The organism is Zobellella taiwanensis, from assembly GCF_003012795.1.
Classification (GTDB): domain Bacteria; phylum Pseudomonadota; class Gammaproteobacteria; order Enterobacterales; family Aeromonadaceae; genus Oceanimonas; species Oceanimonas taiwanensis.
This window is the reverse complement of record NZ_PXYH01000015.1, coordinates 52213-76031: the sequence shown is the minus strand read 5'-3', so window position 1 is coordinate 76031 and position 23819 is coordinate 52213. Positions and strand designations below refer to the sequence as shown.

The 23819-nt window shown below is 63.4% G+C and carries 19 protein-coding genes and 1 tRNA gene; 5 read left to right on the top strand and 15 right to left on the bottom strand.

Annotation, left to right across the window (positions count from 1 at the left end; genetic code table 11):
- Positions 1–6: 6 nt before the first annotated feature.
- The 4 genes from iolE to C7I36_RS11625 form a co-directional block, all read right to left on the bottom strand.
- A complete protein-coding gene (gene iolE, locus C7I36_RS11640; protein WP_106453894.1) occupies positions 7–897 on the bottom strand; it encodes a myo-inosose-2 dehydratase in 891 nt (296 codons plus the stop codon).
- 309 nt (positions 898–1206) lie between these two features.
- Positions 1207–3060, bottom strand: coding sequence for a 3D-(3,5/4)-trihydroxycyclohexane-1,2-dione acylhydrolase (decyclizing) (gene iolD / locus C7I36_RS11635; protein ID WP_219899648.1), 1854 nt, complete (start codon positions 3058–3060; stop codon positions 1207–1209).
- Positions 3061–3062: 2 nt separating this feature from the next.
- Entirely contained in the window at positions 3063–4976 is a 1914-nt protein-coding gene (locus C7I36_RS11630; protein WP_106453874.1) for a bifunctional 5-dehydro-2-deoxygluconokinase/5-dehydro-2-deoxyphosphogluconate aldolase, read from the bottom strand.
- Positions 4977–5014: 38 nt separating this feature from the next.
- On the bottom strand, positions 5015–6151 hold the full coding sequence (locus C7I36_RS11625) for a Gfo/Idh/MocA family protein (protein WP_106453893.1): 1137 nt from the start codon (positions 6149–6151) through the stop codon (positions 5015–5017).
- Positions 6152–6763: 612 nt separating this feature from the next.
- Between C7I36_RS11625 and C7I36_RS11620 the strand changes: the two genes are divergently transcribed.
- Positions 6764–7627 carry a MurR/RpiR family transcriptional regulator gene (locus C7I36_RS11620; RefSeq protein WP_106453873.1) on the top strand — a complete coding sequence of 288 codons (864 nt, stop codon included), beginning with the start codon at positions 6764–6766 and terminating at the stop codon, positions 7625–7627.
- 36 nt (positions 7628–7663) lie between these two features.
- Here the strand turns inward: C7I36_RS11620 and phoU are convergent, their stop codons facing one another.
- The 4 genes from phoU to C7I36_RS11600 are packed head-to-tail and all read right to left on the bottom strand — an operon-like array spanning position 7664 to position 13117.
- Positions 7664–8368 carry a phosphate signaling complex protein PhoU gene (phoU, locus tag C7I36_RS11615; RefSeq protein WP_106453872.1) on the bottom strand — a complete coding sequence of 235 codons (705 nt, stop codon included), beginning with the start codon at positions 8366–8368 and terminating at the stop codon, positions 7664–7666.
- A gap of 14 nt (positions 8369–8382) precedes the next feature.
- Positions 8383–9201, bottom strand: coding sequence for a phosphate ABC transporter ATP-binding protein PstB (pstB, locus tag C7I36_RS11610; RefSeq protein ID WP_106453871.1), 819 nt, complete (start codon positions 9199–9201; stop codon positions 8383–8385).
- Between the two features lie 31 nt (positions 9202–9232).
- Entirely contained in the window at positions 9233–10882 is a 1650-nt protein-coding gene (gene pstA / locus C7I36_RS11605) for a phosphate ABC transporter permease PstA (RefSeq protein ID WP_106453870.1), read from the bottom strand.
- A 15-nt stretch (positions 10883–10897) separates the two neighbouring features.
- Entirely contained in the window at positions 10898–13117 is a 2220-nt protein-coding gene (locus C7I36_RS11600) for an ABC transporter permease subunit (protein ID WP_106453869.1), read from the bottom strand.
- Positions 13118–13269: 152 nt separating this feature from the next.
- Between C7I36_RS11600 and C7I36_RS11595 the strand changes: the two genes are divergently transcribed.
- From C7I36_RS11595 to ppx, 3 genes are all read left to right on the top strand, one after another.
- Positions 13270–13770 carry a glycine cleavage system transcriptional repressor gene (locus C7I36_RS11595; protein ID WP_106453868.1) on the top strand — a complete coding sequence of 167 codons (501 nt, stop codon included), beginning with the start codon at positions 13270–13272 and terminating at the stop codon, positions 13768–13770.
- A 76-nt stretch (positions 13771–13846) separates the two neighbouring features.
- The gene (ppk1, locus tag C7I36_RS11590) at positions 13847–15901 is read left to right on the top strand and encodes a polyphosphate kinase 1 (RefSeq protein ID WP_106453867.1); all 2055 of its coding nucleotides are present in this window, start codon (positions 13847–13849) and stop codon (positions 15899–15901) included.
- 6 nt (positions 15902–15907) lie between these two features.
- Positions 15908–17398: an exopolyphosphatase gene (ppx, locus tag C7I36_RS11585; RefSeq protein WP_106453866.1), complete on the top strand. Its 1491-nt coding sequence runs from the start codon at positions 15908–15910 to the stop codon at positions 17396–17398.
- Between the two features lie 397 nt (positions 17399–17795).
- On the opposite strand, the gene tadA is transcribed toward ppx, so the two are convergent.
- Positions 17796–18287 (bottom strand): tRNA adenosine(34) deaminase TadA, encoded by a 492-nt coding sequence (gene tadA / locus C7I36_RS11580; RefSeq protein ID WP_106453865.1) that lies wholly within the window; start codon positions 18285–18287, stop codon positions 17796–17798.
- A 190-nt stretch (positions 18288–18477) separates the two neighbouring features.
- Between tadA and C7I36_RS11575 the strand changes: the two genes are divergently transcribed.
- Positions 18478–18554 (top strand) — tRNA-Pro (locus tag C7I36_RS11575).
- Between the two features lie 70 nt (positions 18555–18624).
- Here C7I36_RS11575 and C7I36_RS11570 read toward each other — a convergent pair.
- The 6 genes from C7I36_RS11570 to arsH form a co-directional block, all read right to left on the bottom strand.
- Positions 18625–19086, bottom strand: a complete 462-nt coding sequence (locus C7I36_RS11570) for a GNAT family N-acetyltransferase (RefSeq protein WP_106453864.1) — start codon at positions 19084–19086, stop codon at positions 18625–18627.
- Positions 19087–19193: 107 nt separating this feature from the next.
- Positions 19194–20417, bottom strand: a complete 1224-nt coding sequence (arsJ, locus tag C7I36_RS11565) for an organoarsenical effux MFS transporter ArsJ (RefSeq protein WP_245880101.1) — start codon at positions 20415–20417, stop codon at positions 19194–19196.
- Between the two features lie 10 nt (positions 20418–20427).
- Positions 20428–21438 (bottom strand): ArsJ-associated glyceraldehyde-3-phosphate dehydrogenase, encoded by a 1011-nt coding sequence (locus C7I36_RS11560; protein WP_106453863.1) that lies wholly within the window; start codon positions 21436–21438, stop codon positions 20428–20430.
- A gap of 45 nt (positions 21439–21483) precedes the next feature.
- Complete coding sequence (locus C7I36_RS11555; protein WP_106453862.1) at positions 21484–21990, bottom strand: phosphatase domain-containing putative toxin; 507 nt, start codon at positions 21988–21990, stop codon at positions 21484–21486.
- Between the two features lie 25 nt (positions 21991–22015).
- Complete coding sequence (gene arsB / locus C7I36_RS11550) at positions 22016–23032, bottom strand: ACR3 family arsenite efflux transporter (protein ID WP_106453861.1); 1017 nt, start codon at positions 23030–23032, stop codon at positions 22016–22018.
- A gap of 23 nt (positions 23033–23055) precedes the next feature.
- The gene (gene arsH, locus C7I36_RS11545; protein WP_106453860.1) at positions 23056–23766 is read right to left on the bottom strand and encodes an arsenical resistance protein ArsH; all 711 of its coding nucleotides are present in this window, start codon (positions 23764–23766) and stop codon (positions 23056–23058) included.
- Positions 23767–23819 lie beyond the last annotated feature (53 nt).

Here is a 23819-nt window from a genome sequence, read left to right as displayed (position 1 = left end):
TCTCCGTTACAGCAGGCCGGCGTTACGGGCGAACGCGTGCAGATTGTTATAGCCCAGGGTGGCGTAGGTCAGGGGATGGGCGACGGACGGATCCTGTTCGGCCTCCACCACCAGCCAACCCTGGTAGTCATTGTCTTTCAGTACCTTAAACACCGCCGGATAGTCGACGCAGCCGTCACCGGGCACGGTGAAGGCGCCGTCCAGCACGGCGTTGAGGAAGCTGGCGTTGCGGTTGCGCGCTTCCTTCAGGATGTTGGCGCGGATGTCCTTGCAGTGCACATGATTGATGCGTCTGGCCCAGCGTTTGGCCACCGCCACCGGGGAGCCGCCGGCGTAGGTCATGTGGCCGGTATCGAGCAGCAGCCCCACTTCGGGGCCGGTGTGCTGCATCAGGGCATCCACCTCGGCTTCGGTTTCAATCACGGTGCCCATATGGTGGTGGTAGGCCAGCTGTACGCCCTGTGACAGGGTGTAACGGGCGAACTCGGTCAGTTTGGCGCCGTACTCTTCCCAACGCTCGGCGGGGAAGTGCGGACGCTCGCTCACCGGCTTGCTCTGGTCACCGTGGATGCAGCCGGTGACTTCGCAGAACACCATCACCTTGCAGCCCATGGCCTTGAGCAACTGGAGGTGCTCCTGCACCGCCTCGATTTCGTCTGCCACCGAGCGCTGCAGCAGGTAGCCGGAATACCAGCCGGAGACCAGCTCCAGCTCGTGGCGCTGCAGTATGGGCTTGAGCAGCTCGGGATCCCGGGGGAATTTGTGGCCCAGCTCGAAGCCGGCGAAACCGGCCTGCCTGCCTTCGGTCAGGCAGGTGGCGAGCGGGGTGTCGCCGCCCAGGCTCGGCAGATCGTCGTTGGTCCAGGTCAGGGGGTTGATGCCCAGTTTTACGCTCATGGTGTTCTCCAAAACTCGGTTCTCCCTGAAGCCAGATGTTTGACTGCTCCAGGTAACGGATAAAACTTGTGCCCCAGTGCCGGTCGGCCAAAGGGCCGACTCCGCCGACACGCTTCGGGACGTGACACTCGCTGTTTCAGCCTGCTGCGAACATTCACTGGATGTTCGGTCAGGCTGAAACTGCTCGTCACGGCGAGACAGGCTCGCCCCCTGTACGCTCGCACATGCCATCCCTGGCATGTGACGGTCGGCGGAGCCGCTCCCTTTGTCCTCCCCCAGGCAACGTCGTTGCCTGTCGGGTGCCGTCGTTTACAAATTCTGCTGCTGGCGGGCCTTGTAGGCCTCGTAGCGGGCGCGGGCTTCCTGCACCTGGCTGCGGGGCGACACTTCCGGCACCGCCACGTCCCACCAGGAGCCGCCCTCTTCGGTCACCACCAGGGCGTCGGTGTCCAGGGTCACCACATAGGTGATGTCCGAGGCCTTGGCCCGCGCCAGCGCCGCTTCCAGCTCCTTGATGTTGCCCACCTTCTCGCCTTTCGCACCCAGGGCGATGGCGTGGGCGGCAAAGTCGGTCTTGGGCGCGCCGCCGGCCACCGTGAGGCAGTCGTCCAGCATGTTGTTGAAGCCGGGGCCGCCGCAGAACTGCTGCAGCCGGTGGATGCAGCCGTAGCCGCGGTTGTCGAGCACCACCACTATCATCTTCCGGCCCAGCATCACCGAGGTGGCGATCTCCGAGTTCAGCATCAGGTAGGAGCCGTCCCCCACCATCACGAACACCTCGGACTCGGGTTTGGCCATCTTGACCCCCAGGCCGCCGGCGATTTCGTAGCCCATGCAGGAGTAGCCGTACTCCATGTGGTAGCCCTTGTGGTAACGGGTGCGCCACAGTTTCTGCAACTCGCCGGGCAGGCCGCCGGCGGCACAGACCACGATGTCCTGCTCCCCGGCGGCGCGGTTGACCGCCCCCACCACTTCCGCGTCGGTGGGAAGTTCGGTGCCGCGATCCGTGGTGGCCACGTCCTGGGCGTGCAGCCAGTGGGCGCGCAGCTCGGCGGCTTTTTCCACCCAGCGGCCCTCGGGCTGCCAGCCCTCGAGCCCGGCGACAAGCTTGGGCAGGGTCAGTTTGGCATCGCCCACCAGGGGCTGCGCCTTGTGCTTGTAGGCATCGAAGGAGCCGACGTTGATGGATATGATACGCGCATCCGGGTGATACATGGCGCGCGAGCCGGTGGCGAAGTCGCCGAGCCGGGTACCCACCGCCAGGATCAGGTCGCAGTCGGCGGCCAGGGCATTGGTCGAGGCCGCGCCGGTGACGCCGATGGAGCCCATGTTCTGGGCGTGATCCCAGGGCAGCGCGCCCTTGCCGGCCTGGGTCTCGCCCACCGGCAGATGGTATTTGCTCACCAGTTGCTCCAGCTCCTGGAGCGCGCCCGCGTAGTGCACCCCGCCCCCGGCGATCACCAGCGGCTTTTTGGCGGCCTTGATGAGTTCGAGCGCCTCGGCCAGCTCCACTTCGTCCGGGGCCTGGCGGCGCAGCCGGTGCACCTTCTCCTCGAACAGGTGCGCCGGGTAGTCGTAGGCCATGGTCTGCACGTCCTGGGGCAGCGCCAGGGTCACCGGGCCGCACTCCACCGGATCGGTCAGCACCCGCATCGCCTGGGGCAGCGAGGTCAGCAGTTGCTCGGGGCGGGTGATACGGTCGAAGAAGCGGCTCACCGGCTTGAAGCAGTCGTTGGAGGTGATGGTGTGATCGCTGAACACCTCCACCTGCTGCAGCACCGGATCCGGCTGGCGGGTGGCGAAGGTGTCACCCGGCAGGAACAGCACCGGCAAGCGGTTGACGTGAGCCACGGCGGCGGCGGTCACCATGTTGGTGGAGCCCGGGCCGGCGGAGGCGGTACAGGCCATCATGCGCCGGCGGTTGTGGGTCTTGGCGAAGGCGATGGCGGCGTGGGCCATGCCCTGCTCGTTGTGGGCCCGGTAGGTGGGCAACACGTCGCGCGCCTGGTACAACGCCTCGCCCACCCCGGCCACGTTGCCATGACCGAAGATGGCGAAGACCCCCTCGAACAGGGGAAGGATTTCCCCGTCGAGCTCCACTTTCTGGGCCGTCATAAACTTCACCAGGGCCTGGGCCATGGTCAGACGAAGGGTGTGGGACATCTTCATTCTCCTTGATGACGCTGACGCCAGAGGGCGATCAGATGATGGTAATTGCGTTTGATGGCTTCAATCAGACCCTGGTCGTCGAGCCGGCCGGCCAGCCAGTCGCGGCTGGGGGCGCCGAAGATGGTGCGGCCGATGGCAAAACCCTTGACCAGCGCCTTGCCGGCGGCGGCGTTGAAGCCGGCCTGCAGCTCGGCCTGGGGCGCATCCAGGCCCAGGATCACCACCCCATGGCAGTGCGGGTCGCGCTCGGTGACCACGGCGGTGACCTCGTCCCAGCCGGTGCTGGACAGCGGCGGCAGCTTCCACCAGTCGGGCTTGACGCCGAGGTTGTAGAAGCGCTTGATGGCACGCACGTAGAGCTCGTCGGTCTTGGGCATGTCCGCCGGCAGTATCACTTCCAGCAGCAGCTCGTGGCCGCTCTTGCAGCAGGCCTGGTACACCTCGGTGATCAGCCGCTCCTGCTCCAGGCGCAGCTCCACCTGATCTTCCGGATGGTAGAACACCAGGCACTTGACGATGTGCTCCAGCGGCCAGTCGATCAGCTGGCTGCCGATGTTGCCGTGCTCCAGGCGCAGCGGGCGCGAGCTCGGCAGCTCCAGGGGCCGGCCTATCCACCAGCCCTGGCCGGTGATCTCGTTGAGCACCGGCTGGCCGAAGGTGGTGTCCGCCAGTATGCCGGCACGGCCCTTGAGCCCGGCCTCTTCCGCCACCTGGCGGCCGGCCTTCAAGATCAGTTTTTTCAGCCGGGGGATCTCGCCGATATCCGCCCCCGCCTCGATGGCCATGTCCACGAACTGGCGACGGTGATCGAAGGCCAGGATGCACAGATCGTCCCACTCCCGATCCCGGGTGGTCACCCGGTGCAGGTGGTTGAGGCGCGCATCCAGATCCGGGCGCGGCACCGACTCGGCGCGGGACAGGTAGTCGTCCAGCTCTTCCTTGCTCGGCATGGCCGGGGCGCAACCGTGGCGGGACACCACCAGGGCACCGCAGGCGTTGGCGTAACGGCAGGCCTGCTCCCAGCCCTCGCCGTTGAGGTAGCCGCGCAGCAGGCCGGACATAAAGGCATCACCGGCGCCCAGCACGTTGAGCACTTCCACCTTGACCCCGTACACGGTCAGCCCTTCGTCCAGGGTGGCGGGAATGGCGCCCTCGAACACCGAGCAGCCGAGCGGGCCGCGCTTGCACACCAGGGCGGCGCCGCTCACCTCGCGCACCGCCCGCAGGGCGGCGACGGTGTCGGTGCTGCCGCCGGCGATATGGAATTCTTCCTCGGTGCCGACGATGACGTCGAACAAACCCAGCATCTGCTGCAGCTGTTCGGTGACGGCGGCGGACGGGATAAAGCGGGTCTCGCCGTCACCGCGGCTGGTCAGGCCCCAGAGCACCGGGCGGTAGTCGATGTCCAGCGCGGTTTTCACCCCGTGCCGGCGGGCGATCTCCAGCGCCTTGACCACGGCGGCGCGGGTGTCCGGATGCGACAGGTGGGTACCGGTGATGGCCAGGCACCTGGCCGAGGCGATGAACTCCTCGTCGATGTCTTGTGCCCGGATACCCATGTCGGCGCAGTTTTCCCGGAAGAAGATCAGCGGAAAGGTATCCTCGTCCTTGATGCCGAGCACCACCAGGCCGGTGAGCCGGTCCTTGTCGGTCTTGAGGTGGCTCACATCCACCCCCAGCCGGTCCAGCTCCTCGCGCAGGAAACGGCCCATGTGGTCGTCGCCCACCCGGGACAGCATGGCGGATTTCAGGCCCTGGCGGGCGGTGCCATAGGCCACGTTACCGCTGGAGCCCCCCAGGTATTTGGCGAAGCTGCCCATGTCTTCCAGGCGGGCGCCGATCTGCTGGCCGTACAGGTCGACGGCCACCCGCCCCAGGCAAATCACATCCAGGTGCTTTCGTGCTGACATTCTTAATCTCCTCCGGGACGGATCCCTCTTGGTCCTTTTTACTGAATTTCTTCCACATGGATCCACTGGCGGCGTTCGGCCGACAGGGCGATGGCGTCGAGTACCCGGGAGACCCTCCAGCCTTCCTCGAAATCGGGCCACAGGGGGCTGCCGGCGGCGATGCCGTCCACCAAATCGCGAATTTCCACGGTTTTCTGATCGTTAAAGCCGAAGCCATGGCCGGCGCTGATGCAGAAGGCCGCATAGTCCGGATGCTCCGGGCCCACCAGCAGGGTCTTGAAGCCCTGGCGGCCCTGGTCGTCGTCGTGCCGGTAGAGCTTGAGCTCGGCCATCCGTTCCTGGGTATAGCTGATGCAGCCCTTGGTGCCGGTGATCACGTAGCCGAGGCCCATCTTGCGGCCGCAGGCGATGCGCGAGGTCTCGATCTGGCCCATGACGCCGGATTCGAAGCGCAGCAGGGCGTGGGCCTGATCTTCGTTTTCCACCGGCAGCAGCCGGGACGGCTCGCGCGGGTCCGGGCGCTCGCCGATGATGGTCTGCATGTCGCCGCTCACGCTGGCTATCCGGGACCCCACCAGGTAGTGGGCCATGTTGATGATATGGGCGCCGAGATCCCCCAGGGCCCCCAGGCCGGCGCTGTCCTTGCGGCAGTGCCAGTCCAGCGGGGTAGCCGGGTTGGCCATGTAATCCTCATTATGGGTGCCGTAGAAGTGCACCACCTCGCCGATCTCCCCCCGCGCTATGATCTGGCGCGCCAGTTGGGTGGCGGGGTTTTTCATGTAGTTGAAGCCCACCAGGGTCTTGACCCCGGCCCGGCGGGCCGCGTCCACCATTTCGGCGGCGTCGCGGGTGGACAGCGCCAGCGGCTTTTCGGAATAGACGTGCTTGCCGTGGGCGATGGCGGCCAGGGCCATTTCCTTGTGCAGGAAGTTGGGGGCGCAGATGTCGACCACGTCGATGGCCGGGTCGGCCACCAGCTCGCGCCAGTCGCCGGTGGAACGGTTGAAGCCCAGGCTATCGGCCTGGCGGGCCGCCAGCTCAGGGGTCACCTCGGCCAGCATCTCCCGCACCAGTTGCCCCTTGAGCGGGAACACCACCGGAGCTTGGGCGTAGGCGATGGCGTGGCAGCGCCCGATATAACCGGTCCCGATCAGTCCCACACGTACTTGCTGCATCTTTAACACCTCGATTTCTGGCGCCAGGCTGGCTGTCATATTTCATTTGCTTATTTATACGAAACAATCATTTCACTATCAACCCATTGTGAAATATTTGTATGTAAATGTGATGCGACACGCACTTCTTAGCGCCTGTTGATGATCTGCAGTACTCGGCCAAAGCGCGCAGCTCCGCCGACACGCCGTGGGAGGAGTGCCCTTTGGCCGACAGACGACACCTCGTCATAGGCCATCGAAGCCTCCAATCCCGGGGGGGAAGGGGTCGCCTAAGTTTCAAACGGCGTGGTGCTCTGGCCCATCGCGCAGTTTAAACGTTGAGCAGCATGATGGTTCTTGGGGCGCGGGTGACCAGCCCGAGGATTCCCGCTGCGCGGGAAAGCAGGCGGGCCGCCTGCGCTCCACCAGCCAGGGGCCAATCTGCAAACATCGTTTTCCTACCGGCGAGAGTGACCGGAGGTGCGAAGGCATCGAAGGCTATCGAAAATCTTTTGCCCACTGAATCGATTAACCCAAGATGGAATATTTATTTCGGTGCGATATTTCATTTACACTGGAACACCAGCGCCGGCAACGGGCCGGATCACCCCAATAACAATACAGAGAGCCGCCATGCCAGCCCCCAGCACCTATTCCGAATTACAGGATCAGATCCGCAGCCGTTACGGCGAGCTCAGCAAGCGGCTGCAGCAGGTTGCCGCCTATGTGCTCGACAACACCAACAGCGTCGCCTTCGACACCGTGGCCATCATCGCCGAGCGGGCCGACGTGCCGCCTTCCACCCTGATCCGCTTCGCCAACGCCTTTGGCTACAGCGGCTTCAACGACATGAAGCAGGTGTTCCGCCGCCACCTGGTGGAGGAAACCGCCAACTACACCGACCGGGCACGGCTGTTCCGGGAGCTGGAAGACCAGGCCGCCCCCGAGCGGCCCGAGGAAATCCTCAACGAGTTCGCCCGGGCCAACGCCCAGGCCCTGCAGCAGCTGGCGGCCCAGACCTCGGCGGAGGATCTGAACCGCGCGGTGCAGGCCCTGGCCGAGGCGGAGAACATCTACGTCATCGGTCTGCGCCGCTCCTTCAGCGTGGCCACCTACCTCACCTATGCCCTGCGCCACCTCAACCGCCGCGCCTTCCTGATCGACGGCCTGGGCGGCATGTTCAGGGAGCAGCTGGAGCTGATCGGCCCCAGGGACGTGGTGGTGGCCATCAGCTTTTCGCCCTACGCCCAGGAAACCCTGGTGCTGACCGAAACCGCCGCCGGCGTGGGCGCCAGGCAGATCGCCATCACCGACAGCCAGGTCAGCCCGCTGGCCTCCTTCAGCGACATCTGCTTTGTGGTCAAGGAAGCCCAGGTGGACGCCTTCCGCTCCCAGTCCGCCAGCCTGTGCCTGGTGCAGAGCCTGGCGGTGTCCCTCGCCTTCCACGACGACGGAGAGAAAAACGATAAAAAAAAACGCGCTAACGCGCGTTTCTGAATGACAAGGGCCGCATGAGCGGCCCTGTGGCGGTGATTAGTCCAGCATGCTGTGAATGTCCTCGTCACTGGTATGGCGCACGTCCTTGCCCTTGACGAAGTAGATGATGTATTCGCAGATATGCTGCACCCTGTCCCCCACCCGCTCCAGGGAGCGGGCGCACCACAAGACGTTGAGCACATGGGGAATGGAGCGGGGATCCTCCATCATAAAGGTCATCAGCTCGCGGATAATGGACTCGTATTCCCGGTCCACCTTGTCGTCTTCCTTGTGCACCTCGATGGCCGCTTCCACGTCCATGCGGGCGAAGGCGTCCAGCGCCTCGTGCAGCATCTTGACGGTGCGCCGGCCCATGTTCTCCATCGACACCAGGGGCGGCTGTTTCTTGTTGGCGTTGTCCAGCAGCATTATGCCGATGCGCTTGCCCACGTCGCCGATGCGCTCCAGGTCGGTGATGGTCTTGATGATGGCCAGCACCAGGCGCAGGTCGGACGCCGCCGGCTGGCGCTTGGCGATAATGCGGGTGCATTCCTCGTCAATCTGCACTTCCAGGGCATTGACCTTGTGGTCGTTGGCCACGATCTGGCGGGCCAGATCCATATCCTGTTCATGAATGGCGGTAATGGCGTCGGTCAGTTGCTGCTCCACCAGGCCGCCCATCACCAGCACCTGGTTGAGCACCCCTTCCAGTTCGGCGTTGAACTGGCCGGAAATGTGTTTTTTCAGATTATGCTTGTCCATCCTTTCTGTGCTCCTTAACCGTAGCGCCCGGTAATGTAGTCTTCGGTCTTTTTCTTGCTGGGCGTGGTGAACAGGGTATTGGTATCGGTGTATTCGATCAATTCGCCCATATACATGAAGGCGGTGTGATCGGACACCCGCGCCGCCTGCTGCATGTTGTGGGTCACGATCACCACGGTGTACTGGGTCTTGAGGGTGTTGATCAGCTCTTCGATCACCAGGGTGGAAATGGGGTCCAGGGCCGAGGTCGGCTCATCGAGCAGCAACACTTCCGGCTCGATGGCGATGGCCCGGGCGATCACCAGCCGCTGCTGCTGGCCGCCGGACAGGCCGAAGGCGTTGTCGTGCAGCCGGTCCTTGACCTCATCCCACAGGGCGGCGCCGCGCAGGGAGCGCTCCACCGCCTCGTCCAGCCGGCGACGGTCGTTGATGCCCTGCAGGCGCAGGCCATAGACCACGTTTTCATAGATGGACTTGGGGAAGGGGTTGGGCCGCTGGAACACCATGCCCACCCGGCGGCGCAGGGCGGCCACATCCACCCCCTTGCCGTAGATGTTCTGGTTATGGAGCAGGATTTCCCCCTCGATACGGCAGCTGTCCACCAGATCGTTCATCCGGTTGATGCAGCGCAGCAGGGTGGACTTGCCGCAACCGGACGGGCCGATAAAAGCGGTGACCTGGCCCCGGGCGATCTTCATGTCGACGTTGAACAACGCCTGCTTGTCGCCGTAAAACAGGTTCAGATCGCGGATCTCGAGGGCGGTCTGCTCCTCGGTCAGGCGGCTCACATCCAGGGTGGCGTCCTGGTTCATGGTCGGTGCTACGTTAATCATCTCGTTACCTCAAAACAGTTGGCCGGCCCGATCAATGGTCGAGCGAGCGGAATTTTTCACGCAGGTGGTTGCGGATGCCGATGGCGGTCAGGTTGAGCCCCACTATCACCGTGACCAGCAGGAAGGAAGTCGCGTATACCAGGGGCCGCGCCGCCTCCACATTCGGGCTCTGGAAGCCCACATCATATATGTGGAAGCCCAGGTGCATGAACTTGCGTTCCACGTGCAGGTAGGGGAAGTTGCCGTCCACCGGCAGGTTGGGCGCCAGTTTCACCACCCCGACCAGCATCAGCGGCGCCACTTCGCCGGCGGCGCGGGCAATGGCCAGGATAAGACCGGTCATGATCGCCGGGCTGGCCATGGGGATGATGATGCGCCACAGGGTCTCCGCTTTGGTGGCGCCGAGCGCCAGCGAACCCTGGCGCACCGCGCTGGGAATACGCGACAGGCCTTCCTCGGTGGAGACGATCACCACCGGCAGGGTCAGTATCGCCAGGGTCAGCGCCGACCACAGCACCCCGGGCGAGCCGAAGGTGGGCGTGGGCAGGGCTTCCGGATAGAACAACCGGTCGAGGGAGCCGCCCAGCATGTACACGAAAAAGCCCAGGCCGAACACACCGTAGACGATGGACGGCACCCCCGCCAGGTTGATCACCGCAATGCGGATGATTTTGGTCAGGCTGTTCTTGCCCGCGTACTCATGCAGGTAGATGGCGGCCACCACCCCCAGGGGGGTGACGATGATGGCCATCAGGATCACCATGAAGACGGTGCCGAAAATGGCCGGGAAGACACCGCCCTCGGTGTTGGCCTCCCGCGGCTCGCCGGTGATGAACTTGCCCATCTGCTTGAACCAGTGGCCGACCTTGGCCGCCAGGCCCATGTCGTTGGGCCAGGCCACGTCGAGGATTTCGCCAAGCGACAGGGTCACTTCCTGGCCGCGCATGTCGCGGATCACCACGCTGTCGCGGCGGGCCTGATCCCGCAATTCGAACAACTCTTTTTCCAGCACCAGGTAATCGGCTCGCAGTTGCTGCTCTCTGGCCTGGATATCGGCCAGGGCGGCGGCGGTCAGCTCGCCGTCCATGTCCAGCCGGCGCTGTTTGAGACGCAGCTTCTCCAGTTCGAAGTTGATGCTGCCAATGGCGCCGCGCTGCAGACTCTTCATCTGGTCGTTGAGTTCGAGCACCCGCTCGATACGGCTTTGCAGTTGCTCGCGCACCTCGCCGCCCTGGGCCCGGTCGCCTTCCAGCACCCGTTCCACATAACCGTAGAAATTGCCGTGGTTGGACCGTTCAATCACCGCCAGGTCCGCCGGTATGTCCCGGGACAGGATGTCGGTTTCCAGCAGCCAGCGGAAATCGAGCGGCACGAATTCCCGGTTGCCGGTTTTCACCAGGTAGCGGGTCAGGGTGTCCTCGGTCACGCCTTCCAGGGTCAGCCCGGCGCCGCGCAGCTGGGCCACGGGCACCTCCTCCCGGTCGTGGATTTCGCCGATGACGGTATAGCGCTCGCCCTCGGCCGAGGTCAGCTGCCATTCATAGATGGTGTGCGGCCAGAAGTAGGTGAGGCCGCGCCAGCCGATCAACAGCAGCAGGCCGAGTACCGCCACCAGGCTGAGGCTGACCGCCCCGCCGGTCATCCAGATCCAGGGCGCCCCTGATTTGAACCATTTACTCATGAGTCGTCTCGCCCCTTACATTGAGCTGTATTTGTCACGCAGCCGCTGGCGAACGAATTCCGCGACCGTGTTGAACAGGAAGGTGAATACAAAGAGCACGAAGGCCGCCAGGAACAGCACCCGGTAGTGGGAGCTGTTCACTTCCGCTTCCGGCATTTCCACCGCGATGTTGGCGGCCAGGGTACGCATGCCGTTGAAGATGCTGAAATCCATCACCGGGGTGTTGCCGGTGGCCATCAGTACTATCATGGTCTCGCCCACGGCGCGGCCCAGGCCCATCATCACCGCCGAGAAAATGCCGGGGCTGGCGGTCAGCATCACCACCCGGGTCAGGGTCTGCCAGGGCGTGGCGCCCAGGGCCAGGGAACCGTTGGTCAGGTGCTTGGGCACCGAGAACACGGCGTCCTCGGCGATGGAGAAGATGGTGGGAACCACCGCAAAGCCCATGGCAATGCCCACCACCAGGGAGTTGCGCTGGTCGAAACCAATGCCGAGTTCGTTGGTAAGGAAGCTCCTGGCGTTGCCGCCGAAGAACATGTTTTCCACCGCCGGGCTGAAGGCAAACGAGGCCCAGCCCACCAGCACCACCACCGGCAGCAGCAGCACGCTTTGCCAGCCTTCCGGCACTGTGTTCTTGATGGCCTTCGGCAGATGATGCCAGGCAAAGGCGGTCAGCAGCACCGACAGGGGCAGCAGCACCAGCAGGATAACGATGCCCGGCAGGTGGGTTTCAATCAGCGGCGCCAGCCAGAGCCCGGCCAAAAAGCCGAGGATAACGGTGGGCAGCGCCTCCATGATCTCCACGGTCGGCTTGACCACCTTGCGCAGTCCCGGCGACATGAAATAGGCGGTATAGACGGCACCCGCAATGGCGATGGGCACCGCGAACAGCAGGGCGTAGAAGGCCGCCTTGAGGGTACCGAAGGAGATGGGCACCAGGCTCAGCTTGGCCTCGAAATCGCTGCTGCCGGAGGTGGACTGCCACACGTACTGAGGCTCGGGATAGCCTTCGTACCAGACCTTGGTCCACATTGCCTTCCAGGTCACTTCCGGGTGTTCGTTTTCCACATGGAAGGTCGACAGGCGATCGCCCTCGGCGATCAGCAACAGGTTATTGCGCGGCGACATGGCCAGGGCGGACACCGCCTCACCGGCCAGTTGCTCGGAGAACAGCCGGGAGCCGCCGGTGGTGTGGAAGATATCCAGGCTGCCGTTGGCGGACACGGTCACGAAGCCCTTGCGGTTGATTTCGTTGGCGATGCGGGTCACCTGGCCCTGGGCGCGGAATTCGCGGATGAAGGTAAATTCGCGCTTGCCATCCCTGGCCACTTCGAACCACTGGGACACCACGCCGTTGTCGTTGCCCACCAGCAGCGAGTTGCCGCCGGCCAGCAGGCTCATGGTGCTGATGTCGGCGCCCTGGGCGTTCATCGGGATCACCGAACGCAACCGGACCTTGTCGATGTTGCGTACGTCATACACCGATACCTCGTTGCCGCTGCGCACGAACATAAAGCGCAGGTTGGGCGTCAGCAACACCTGGTCGACTCTGGCCGGCAGGCTGGGAATGGCCACCTGGGTGGGGACCAGCTCCAGCTCGCCGGTCAGGAAGTTTTCCTTGCCGGCAAAGCGGGTCAGCACCGCCTCGCCGTCGTCGGTCACCGCCGCCGCCAGCACATCCTCGCTGCCCGCAGCAAAGCTCAGGTAACGCAGGGCACGGCCCTCGCCGTCCACCTGCAGGGGCGTGCGCCCGAACGGATAAATCACCTCCGGGGTGATGGTTCTGATGTTGTCCGGATAGCTGACATTGAACTTGGGTGCCAGCACCTGGATGCTGCCGTCCTCGAAACCGTAGGCCACCATGGCCCGGGTGTCGCTGGCCGCCGCCGCCGTCACACGGCCTTCCACCGCCACCGACTGCAGCCGTTCACCCTGGCGGGGAAGGGAATAAAAATGGATATCGCCCTGCTCGCTGAAGTGGTAGACCAGCTCATTCTGCTCTTCCACGCCCAGCAACAGCTGGCCGCCGTCGCCGGCCAGGCTGATCTGCTGGCCCGGCTCGACGCGGGCGCCGTCGAAGATGGGTTTCACCACATATAACAGGTAAAAGAAGATCAGCAGCAAAGCCACCAGCACTATGATACCGCCGGTGGTCACGCCTATCTGGGCGAGCCGGTCTTTCAGCCAGCGGCTGCGGCTGCCCGACAGCGCTATGGTTTGGGTTTCGGTCGACATCAGTCACCTCGGTCGATGGTCAGTTGCCCGCATTATATGGCGAAGAAATGACAGTTTTGTTACACCCCGCTGTCACACTAAGAGCTCTGTAAAAACGCCCGGAAAGGTGTATCTTGAACAGGAGACAGCCCGACACTTCAAGGAGAGAACCCATGAAAACACTGGTCGCCACCCTTATCGGCCCCGACAAAACCGGCCTGGTCAAACAACTGGCCACCCTGATCCGCCAGCATCACGGCAGTTGGCAGGGCAGCGCCATGAGCGAACTGGCGGGTCATTTCGCCGGTATCGTCGAAATCCGCGTGCCCGAGGAGCACAGCGAGGCCCTGAGCCAGGCCCTGCGCAAGCTGCCCGACTTCCAGGTGCAACTGGTCGAGGGCAACAGCCCCGCCCCCCAGGGCCAGCACCTGACCCTGACCGTCACCGCCAACGATCGCCTCGGCATCGTCGACGAGGTCACCGAGGTGCTCAACGGCCTCAATATCAGCGTCAAGACCCTGAAAACCGACAGCCACCCGGCCCCGATTACCGGCATCATGCTGTTCGAGGCCACCAGCACCCTGACCCTGCCCCACGGCCAGACCCTGGCCGACCTGCAGACCCGTCTCGAAGCCCTGAGCGACGACCTGGTGGTGGATATAGAGCCGACCTGAGCCGTCACAAAAACGTCATAAAACTCTGTCATAAAAGTGGCCTAAAACTGACATATCCCGGTTGACAGGAATAATAATGAGCACGGACAAGTGGTACCTGGAAAAAGAACTGAGCTGGCTGTCATTTAATGAAAGGGTGTTGCAGGAGGCGATGGACAAGAGCGTCCCCCTGGTGGAACGGGTGCGCTTTCTCGGCATCTTTTCCAACAACCAGGACGAGTTCTTCAAGGTCCGGGTCTCCGACGTCAAGCGCCAGGTGATGATAGACGCGGATCAGGGCAAGACCAACGGTGCCGCCTCCCTGCTCAGAAACATCCAGCAAAAGGTGATAGGCCTGGCCAACACCTTCGACGAAGCCTACAAGGACTTGATCGTTACCCTGGCCCGGCAGAACATCTTCCTGCTCAACGAATCCCAGCTCAGCCCCGAGCAGGAAAGCTGGATTAAGCGCTATTTCGAAAACGAGGTCAGGGCCTACCTCTCCCCCATTATCCTGCGCGCCGAAATCGACCCGGTGCGCTTTCTCAAGGACGAATACACCTACCTGTGCGTGGGCATGATACGGGACGAAGAGCGCCACTACGCCCTGGTGGAAATCCCCACCGACGTGCTGCCCCGTTTCGTGGTGCTGCCGCCGGGCAAGAGCCGGCGCAAGAAAAGCCTCATCATCATGGACAACGTGATCCGGCTGTGCCTGAACGAACTGTTCGCCGGCTTCTTCGAGTACGAGGACATCCACGCCTATTCCTTCAAGATGACCCGGGATGCGGAATACGACCTGTCCGACCAGCTCGACCAGAGCCTGCTCGAAAAAATGAGCGACGGCCTCAAGCAGCGGCTTACCGCCCTGCCGGTGCGCTTTGTGCACGATCGGGAAATGCCGCCGGAAATGGTGCAGACCCTGGTGCGCAAGCTCAAAATCCAGGGCCACGACGCCGTCATGTCCGGCGGGCGCTACCACAACTTCAAGGATTTCATCGGTTTTCCCAACGTCGGGCGCAAGCATCTGGTGAACAGGCCGCTGCCGCCGCTCAAGTGCCGGGAATTCCAGGACAGCCCCTCTTCCTTCGACGCCATCCGCCGGCGCGACATCCTACTGTATTTTCCCTACCACAGCTTCAGCCACGTCACCGAATTCGTGCGCCAGGCCTCCTTCGACCCGGCGGTACTCAGCATCAAGATGAACGTCTACCGGGTAGCCTCATTGTCGCGCATCATGTATTCGCTGATGGACGCGGCCAACAACGGCAAGAAGGTCACCGTGGTAATCGAGCTGCGCGCCCGTTTCGACGAGGCGGCCAACATCGAATGGGCCAAGCTGCTCACCGAGGCCGGCATCATGGTGGAGTTTGGGGTGCCCAGCCTCAAGGTGCATTCCAAGCTGTGCCTGGTCACCCGCCGGGAGGGCGATCAACTGGTGCAGTATGCTCATGTGGGCACCGGCAACTTCAACGAAAAAACCGCCAACATCTACACCGATTTTTCGCTGCTCACCGCCAACCCCGACATCACCAATGAAGTGGCGGCGGTATTCGACTTTATCCGCCAGCCCTACCGCAGGGTCAAGTTCAACCACCTGCTGGTGTCGCCGCTCAATTCCCGGCGCGGCCTCTACAGCATGATCGACGCCGAAATCGCCAATGCCCGCCAGGGGCTGCCGGCGGGACTGACCCTCAAACTCAACAACCTGGTGGACAAGGGGCTGATCAACCGGCTTTACGGCGCCAGCCAGGCGGGGGTGAAAATCGACCTGATCGTGCGCGGCATGTGTTCCCTGGTGCCCGGGGTGCCCGAGGTAAGCGACAATATCCGCGCCATCAGCATAGTGGATCGCTTCCTCGAGCACCCCAGGGTGATGGTATTCCACAACAACGGCCAGCCCAGGGTGTACATTTCCTCCGCCGACTGGATGACCCGTAACCTCGATTTTCGGGTGGAAGTGGCCATCCCCATCCTGGATCCGGTACTGCGCCAGCGCATCATCGATATCCTCGAGATCCAGCTCAACGACACTACCAAGGCCCGCATCATCGACGCCGAGCAAAGCAATCGCTATGTCGACCGGGGCAACCGGCGTAAAATCCGCTCCCAGACCGCCACTTACGATTATCTGAAAGCCCTGGAGGGATAAGCCCGCATGACCGATCAGTACGTTGCCACCATCGACCTTGGCTCCAACAGTTTCCATATGGTGATCGCCCGCTACCATGGCGACAGCCTGCGCATCGTCGACCGCCTCAAGCAGCGGGTGCGCCTGGCCGACGGCCTGGACGACGAACAGCGCCTGAGCAGGGAAGCCATGGAGCGCGGGCTCGATTGCCTGCGCCTGTTCGGGGAGCGGCTGCGCGGCTTTCATGCCACCCAGGTGCGGGTGGCGGGAACCTACACCCTGCGCGAGGCGGTTAATGCCCAGGACTTCGTGCGCCAGGCCCAGCAGGTGCTAGGATTTCCCATCGATATCATCAGCGGCAACGAAGAAGCGCGCCTGATCTACCAGGGCGTGGCCCATACCCAGCACACCCAGGGCCAGGTACTGGTGATCGACATCGGCGGCGGCAGCACGGAACTGATCATCGGCGAGGACTTCGACTGCCGGCAGGTATCCAGCCGCAGCATGGGCTGCGTCAGCTTTACCCGCAAATACTTCGCCGACGGAGAGCTGAGCGAAACACGCTTCGAACAGGCGATCGAGGCCGCCGAATACCAGCTGGTGCCGGTGCTGGGCCGCTATCTGGGGCTGGGCTGGGGTCAGGTGCTGGGCAGTTCCGGCACCATCAAGACCCTGCTGGAAATGTGCAGCGCCGCCACTCATGAACCGGTGATCGACCTGCCCGGACTGCTTCATATCAAGAGCCAGCTGATCAAGGCCGGCCATATCGACAAGGCGGACATCGCCGGCCTGAGCGAGGAACGCAAACCCTTGATCGCCGCCGGCCTGTCGATCCTGCTCGGCATTTTCCGCAGCTTCAACCTGGATAAAATGGGCTTTTCCGACGGTGCCCTGCGTGAAGGCCTGCTGCACGCCTTTTTCGGCCGGGTCAAGCACCACGACATCCAGCTCAACACCCTGCAGGCCCTGAGCCGGGAATACGGGATAGATCAGCGCCAGGCCAGCCGGGTAAGGGACACCGCCCAGCAGCTGTTTGCCCAGGTAGCCGACGCCTGGGGGCTGGATCAGGGCTTTGGCGACCTGCTGGGCGATGCCGCCCGGCTGCACGAAATCGGCCTGCACATCAATTTTACCGGCGTGCACCGCCATTCCGCCTATATCCTCGGCAACACCGACCTGCCGGGCTTTACCCAGGAAGAGCAAAAGGCCCTGGCGGCCATGGTGCGCTTTCATCGCAAGGCGCTCAAGCTCAGCGAACTGGAGCCACTCAACTACCTGCCGGAGCAGCAGCTGTGGCGCCTGGTACGGCTGCTGCGGCTGGCGGTGGCGTTGAACCGCCGCCGCCAGGACGGGGTGCTGCCGTCCCTCGAACTCGGCCTTGGGCCCGACGACGAACTACGCCTGAGCTTGCCAGCCGGCTGGTGCGACCGCAACCACCTGCTGCTCACCACCCTGGAGCGGGAGCAGGCCTATCAGGCCAAGGTGGGCTGGAAGCTGACGCTGATAGCTGATAGCTGATAGCTGATAGCCTGACTCTTAGTCACAAGTCCGACTGTCTGATTCAGCGCAGAGAAGAGGCAGCAGGGCTACCTCCGCCGACACGCCGCAAGTACATCCATGTAGGCTCGCACATGCCATCCCTGGCATGTGACGGTCGGCGGAGGCCATCCCTGTTGCCTCTTTCAAGCCCCGACGCCGTTTGAAGATGGTGCCAGCAGGCGGCATCGGGGCGACAGAGAGGACAAAGGGCGCGGCTCCGCCGGCCCTCCGCGCCAGGGAGGGCGCGGCGGAGCCCCCAGGGAGGGGTTTACGGCGTGCCGGAGGAGCTGTGCGCTTTGGCCGATGTTTTGCTGATCTAAAGTCAATAAAAACTTGTGACTAAAAGCCAGGCTGATAGCTGATAAGAGGCTGACGGTTATTGCCCGGCCGCCTGCTTCCTGGCGGCCTTTTTCTCCGCCCGGCGACGCTGGAAAAAACGGCTGAGCTGGCTTGAACAGGCCTCGGCCAGCACCCCGGGAAGCCAGACCACCTGATGGTTGAGGCCTGGGGTAGCCAGCAGCTTCAGCACCGAGTCCACGGCGCCGGTCTTGGCGTCAAAGGCGCCGTACACCAGCCGCCGGATACGGCTGTGCACCATGGCCCCGGCGCACATCATGCACGGCTCCAGGGTCACATAAAGGGTACAATCGAGCAGCCGGTAGTTGCCGAGGGTCAGGCCGGCCTCCCGCAGTGCCATGATCTCCGCATGGGCGGTAGCATCGTGGCTGCCGATGGAACGGTTCCAGCCCTCGCCGATACAACGTCCCTGGTGCACCACCAGGGCACCGACCGGTACCTCGCCTTCCCGCTCGGCCTGCTCCGCCAGGGCCATAGCCCGGCGCATCCAGTATTCGTCTTGTTCGTTCATTACCGCCTCCGTTGGCGGCGTATTATGGCAAAAGCCACCCCGGCTGCAAGCCGGGACGGCTCCGGCGGATAGCGCCGGCGGGAAAATGCCGAAAAAAACGCAACAATGCCGAAGAAAGCGCCAAACGCGCCTAAATCTGCAAAAAGAGGCTTGCAGCAAACCGGCCGCCTCTATATAGTTGGCCCCACTTCGGCGTGTAGCGCAGCCTGGTAGCGCACTGTCATGGGGTGTCAGGGGTCGGAGGTTCAAATCCTCTCACGCCGACCAAAATACCCTAAAAAAGCCCACCTCATGGTGGGCTTTTTGCTGTGTGTCATTCCCATGCCGGACGGCACGCTCAGGGCTGGTATTCCATCAGGATCACCGGCACCGGCTGGCCGCGTCGTTCGAGCTGGCGCGGCGCCAGGGCGACAAACCCCATGGCCTCGAAAAAGGGCCGGGCGGTAATGCTGGCCTCGCAATAGAGCCGGGACAGGCCGCGGGAGGCGGCCTCGGCCTTGAGCCGTTGCATCAGCGCCCGGCCAATGCCTTCCCCCTGATGGGCATGGTGCACATAGAACAGATCAATGCGCCCGTCCTCGCTCAGCTCGGCAAACCCCAGCAGCCGCTTACCCTCCATCGCCACCAGCGGCCGGGTGCGGATGAAACGGCTGACCCAGCGCGGCTCGTCGTATTCATCAGGAGCCCATACCGCCAGCTCGCTTTCGCTGTAATCGGCCTGGTTGATAAGATGCACGGTTTCGTGAAACAGCCGCCAGATGCTGCCTGTTTCACCACTGCGGATCTTCCTGATTTCCATAATGACTCCCGACCTCGACGTTGGCCTATTCTAGCCATAGTTCCGGCCAATAAAAAAGCGGCTTGATCGCCGCCTTGTCATATTTCTCGTCTTCATCCGGCCGGGGATCACTCCGTTGCGTGGCGCGGCAACCGGGTCGACATCAACGCTGCCAGCAGAATAAAGCCGCCCGATACCCAAAGACAGGCCTCCAGGCCGTATTGCTGATACACCCAGCCCGACAGCACTGTGCCCAGCAGCCGGCCCATGGCGTTGGCCATGTAGTAGAAGCCCACGTCGAGGGATACCCCGTCCGCGCCCGCATAGCTGACGATAAGATAGCTGTGCAGGGAGGAGTTGATCGCAAACAGAACGCCGAACACCAGCAACCCGGCCACCAGGCTGGCCGCCGGATAAAGACCGGCCTGCAGCGCCAGGGCAATGGCCCAGGGCACCAGCGCCAGGGGCAGCGCCCAGCCCAGGGCATGGCGGCCGTCCGGCACCTGTCCCCGTTGCCGGCCGGTCAGCCGTGGCGCCAGGCCCTGCACCAGGCCGTAGCCGATCACCCACAGCGCCAGAAAACTGCCCACCCAGCCGTGATCCCAGCCCAGGCGGGACGCCAGATACACCGGCAGGGCCACCACAAACCAGACATCACGGGCCCCGAACAGGAACATTCTCGCCGCCGACAGGGCATTGATGGCCGGGCTTTTGGAAAAGATCTCCCGGAACTTGGGTTTGTGCTTGGCCCGTCCCAGATCCCGCTTCAGGCTGAGCACGCTGAACAGCCAGACCAGGGCCAGGCCCAGGGCCATCAGCAACACGGCGGCGCGAAAGCCCGCCAGGCTCAGCAAGGCACCGCCCAGGAAGAAACCACAGCCCTTGAGCGCATTCTTGGAGCCGGTGAGCAGGGCCACCCACTGGTACAGTTGACCCTGGGCGTCGGCCGGCACCAACAGCTTAATCGAGCTCTTGGCGCTCATTTTGTTGAGATCCTTGGCCACCCCCGACAGGGCCTGGGCCGCCATCACCCAGAGCACGGTCAGCCATGCCGCCGGCACCAACAACATGGCCAGGGCCAGCACCTGCAACGCCAGGCCGATGTTCATGGTCTTGTTAAGGCCCAGATGGGCGCCGAGCCAACCGCCTACCAGGTTGGTGATGACCCCGAACACCTCATAGAACAAAAACAGCAGGGCAATCTCCAACGGGCTGTAGCCCAGCCCGTGGAAATGGAGCACCACCAGCATGCGCAGGGCGCCGTCGGTGAGGGTAAAAGCCCAGTAGTTGCCGGTGACGATCAGGTACTGCCTGATCTCGGGCGGGAGGGCGGCCAGCCGGTGCATCCACATCGTCCGCGCCTCAGGCCTGGTCAATCCGGCCCACCTTGCGCATCAGCTCGGCGGTGCGGTTGGCGTAACCCCATTCGTTGTCGTACCAGGCATACAGCTTCACCTGGGTGCCGTTGACCACCATGGTGGACAGGGCGTCAATGATGCTGGAGCGCGGATCCGTCTTGTAGTCCACCGACACCAGGGGCCGCTCCTCGTAACCGAGGATGCCGGCCAGCTCACCTTCCGCCGCCGCCTTGAGCAGGGCGTTCACCTCCGCTTCCGTGGTGGCCCGTTCCACCTCGAACACGCAGTCGGTGAGCGAGGCGTTGGCCAGGGGCACCCGCACCGCGTGGCCGTTAAGCTTGCCCTTCAGTTCCGGGAAGATATGGGTGATGGCGGTAGCCGAGCCGGTGGTGGTGGGGATCAGGCTCTGGCCGCAGGCCCGGGCCCGGCGCAGATCCTGGTGGGGCGCGTCCAGTATGGTCTGGGTGTTGGTGATGTCGTGGATGGTGGTCATGGAGCCGTGTTTGATGCCCAGTTGCTCGTGAACAACCTTGACCACGGGCGCCAGGCAGTTGGTGGTGCAGGAGGCGGCGGTGACGATGGGGTGCAGCGCCGGGTCATAGAGGTGATCGTTCACCCCCATCACCACGTTGAGCACGCCCTCCTCCTTCACCGGCGCAGTCACCACCACCCGCTTCACCCCCTGATCCAGGTAGGCCTGCAGCTGGGCCTTGCTCTTCATCTTGCCGGAGGCTTCGATCACCACGTCGCAGCCGGACCAGTCGGTGTCGGCGATGGCCTTGTTGCGGGTGCAGGCGATACGCCGGTTGCCGACGATCATCAGGTCCCCTTCGGCCCGGGCCTCCCGGGTCCAGCGGCCGTGCACCGAGTCGAAGGTAATAAGGTGCGCCAGGGTGGCGGCGTCGCCGGCCGGATCGTTGATCTGCACGAACTCCACGTCGTCCCATGCCCAGGCCGCGCGCAGCGCCAGCCGTCCCATGCGGCCGAAGCCGTTAATTCCTACCTTGATGGTCATTGGGTCTGTCTCCCTCTTTCAATATATTTTGTACCAGCCCGGGCCTTATCCGGCCTGGCCTTCCAGCGCTTCGACATAGCTACGGTGGGCCGGCAGGCACAGCGCCCTGGGCCGCAGCGCCTGCACCCGTTGCACCGCCTCATCCGGCGGCACCTCCAGGGCCTGCAAAATAATGGCGGCCATCAGACCGGTGCGGCCCGAGCCCCCCTTGCAGTGAATGGCCACATCCCGGCCTTGGGCCAGCAGCGCCAGCACCTGGTCACGTGCCTCAAGCCAGGCCTGCTCGAAGGCGGCTTCGGGGCCGGCGTCGTCTTCCACCGGCAGGTGGAACCAAGAAAGCTCCAGCGCCTCGCACAGGGCCGGCATGGCGGTAACCCGGTTATTTTCCATTTCCTCCCCGGGCATCAGGGTCAGCACGGCGGCGGCACCGGCGTCACGTAATTGCGTCAGCGAGGCATCCAGGGATGCTTCCTTGGTGCCCGGACAGGGGGTGAGGATCAGCCGGCCCCGGCCTTCGCCAAGAACAAGGTAATCAAAAGGGTGTTGCGACATCGTCTTTCCTTGGTTGGGTTGCAGTTCAGTCAAACCAGTGCCGGGTACGGTTGGCGATGGCCACCAGCGACAGCATCACCGGCACTTCCACCAGCACCCCCACCACGGTGGCGAGGGCCGCCCCCGAGTGCAGCCCGAACAGGGAAATGGCCACCGCCACCGCCAGTTCGAAAAAATTGGAGGTACCAATCATGCAGGCCGGGGCGGCGATATTGTGAGGCAGCCTCATCACCTTGGCGGCACCGTAGGCGATGGCGAAGATGCCGTAGGTCTGGATCAGCAGCGGTATGGCGATCAACACTATGGTCTGGGGCTGGGACAGTATGGTGGGCGCCTGGAAGCCGAACAGCAGCACCACTGTGGCCAGCAGGCCCGCCACCGACAGCGGCTTGATGCGCTGAATAAACTGTTGCAGTTGCTGGCCATCGCCACGGGCCTCCAGCCGCCGGCGGGTATAGACGCCACCCAGCAGTGGCAGCACCACATACAGCAGCACCGACCACAGCAGGGTATCCCAGGGCACGACGATATCGCTTACCCCCAGCAGGAAGGCGGCGATGGGGGCGAAGGCGAACACCATAATGAGATCGTTCACCGACACCTGCACCAGGGTGTAATTGGGATCGCCCTTGGTCAGTTGACTCCACACGAATACCATGGCGGTACAGGGTGCCACTCCCAGCAGAATCATGCCGGCGATGTATTCCCCGGCACTTTGCGGATCGACCCAGTCGGCGAACAGTACCCGGAAAAACAGCCAGCCCAGGGCCGCCATGGTGAAGGGCTTGATCAGCCAGTTGATCACCAGGGTCAGCAGCAGGCCTTTGGGCTTCTTGCCCACGTCCTTGATGGCGGAAAAGTCGATCTGCACCATCATGGGATAGATCATCACCCAGATGCACAGGGCCACCACCAGGTTGACGTGGGCGAATTCCAGACCCGCCACCAGGGCAAAGCCGTCCGGCAGCAGACTCCCCAGGGTGACGCCGGCAAGGATGCACAGGCCGACCCACAGCGACAGGTAACGCTCGAATAGTCCCATCTCTTAACGACCTTATGGTTGGTTTATATGGATTGTTGATTAACCCGGGCGGACAGCTGCTCGGCGCTTTCCACCCGCTCCGAATAACGATCCACCAGGTAGTCCGCCCGGCCGCGGGTGAGCAGGGTGAACTTCATCAGCTCTTCCATTACATCCACCACCCGCCGGTAATAGGCAGAGGGCTTCATTCGCCCGGCCTCATCGAATTCCAGAAAGGCTTTGGGTACCGACGACTGGTTGGGGATGGTGATCATCCGCATCCAGCGGCCCAGCACCCGCAACTGGTTGACGGTATTGAAGGATTGGGAGCCGCCGCACACCTGCATCAGTGCCAGGGTCTTGCCCTGGGTTGGCCGGAGGGCGCCGCTGGACAGGGGCAGCCAGTCAACCTGGGCCTTCATCACCGCTGTCATGGCGCCGTGGCGTTCGGGAGAACACCACACCTGGCCTTCGGACCAGTCCGCCAGTTCGCGCAGCTCCCGCACCTTGGGATGGTCGTCGTCGCAATCATCGGGCAGGGGCAGGCCGGCGGGATTGAAAATGCGGGTCTCAGCGCCCATCAGCCGCAGCAGCCGGGCCGCCTCCTCCACCAGCAGCCGGCTGTAGGAGCGGTCACGCAGCGAGCCATAGAGCAGCAGGATACGGGGCGGCGGAGCCCCCTCCTCTGCGCCCAGTTCGGCGAGGACGGGCAGCCGGAAGGCATCGAGGTCGAGGTTGGGCAAATCCTGGCTCATGGTATTTTTCCGTTGTAACGGTCGAAGTTAGGAGGCTACATATATGAACATCA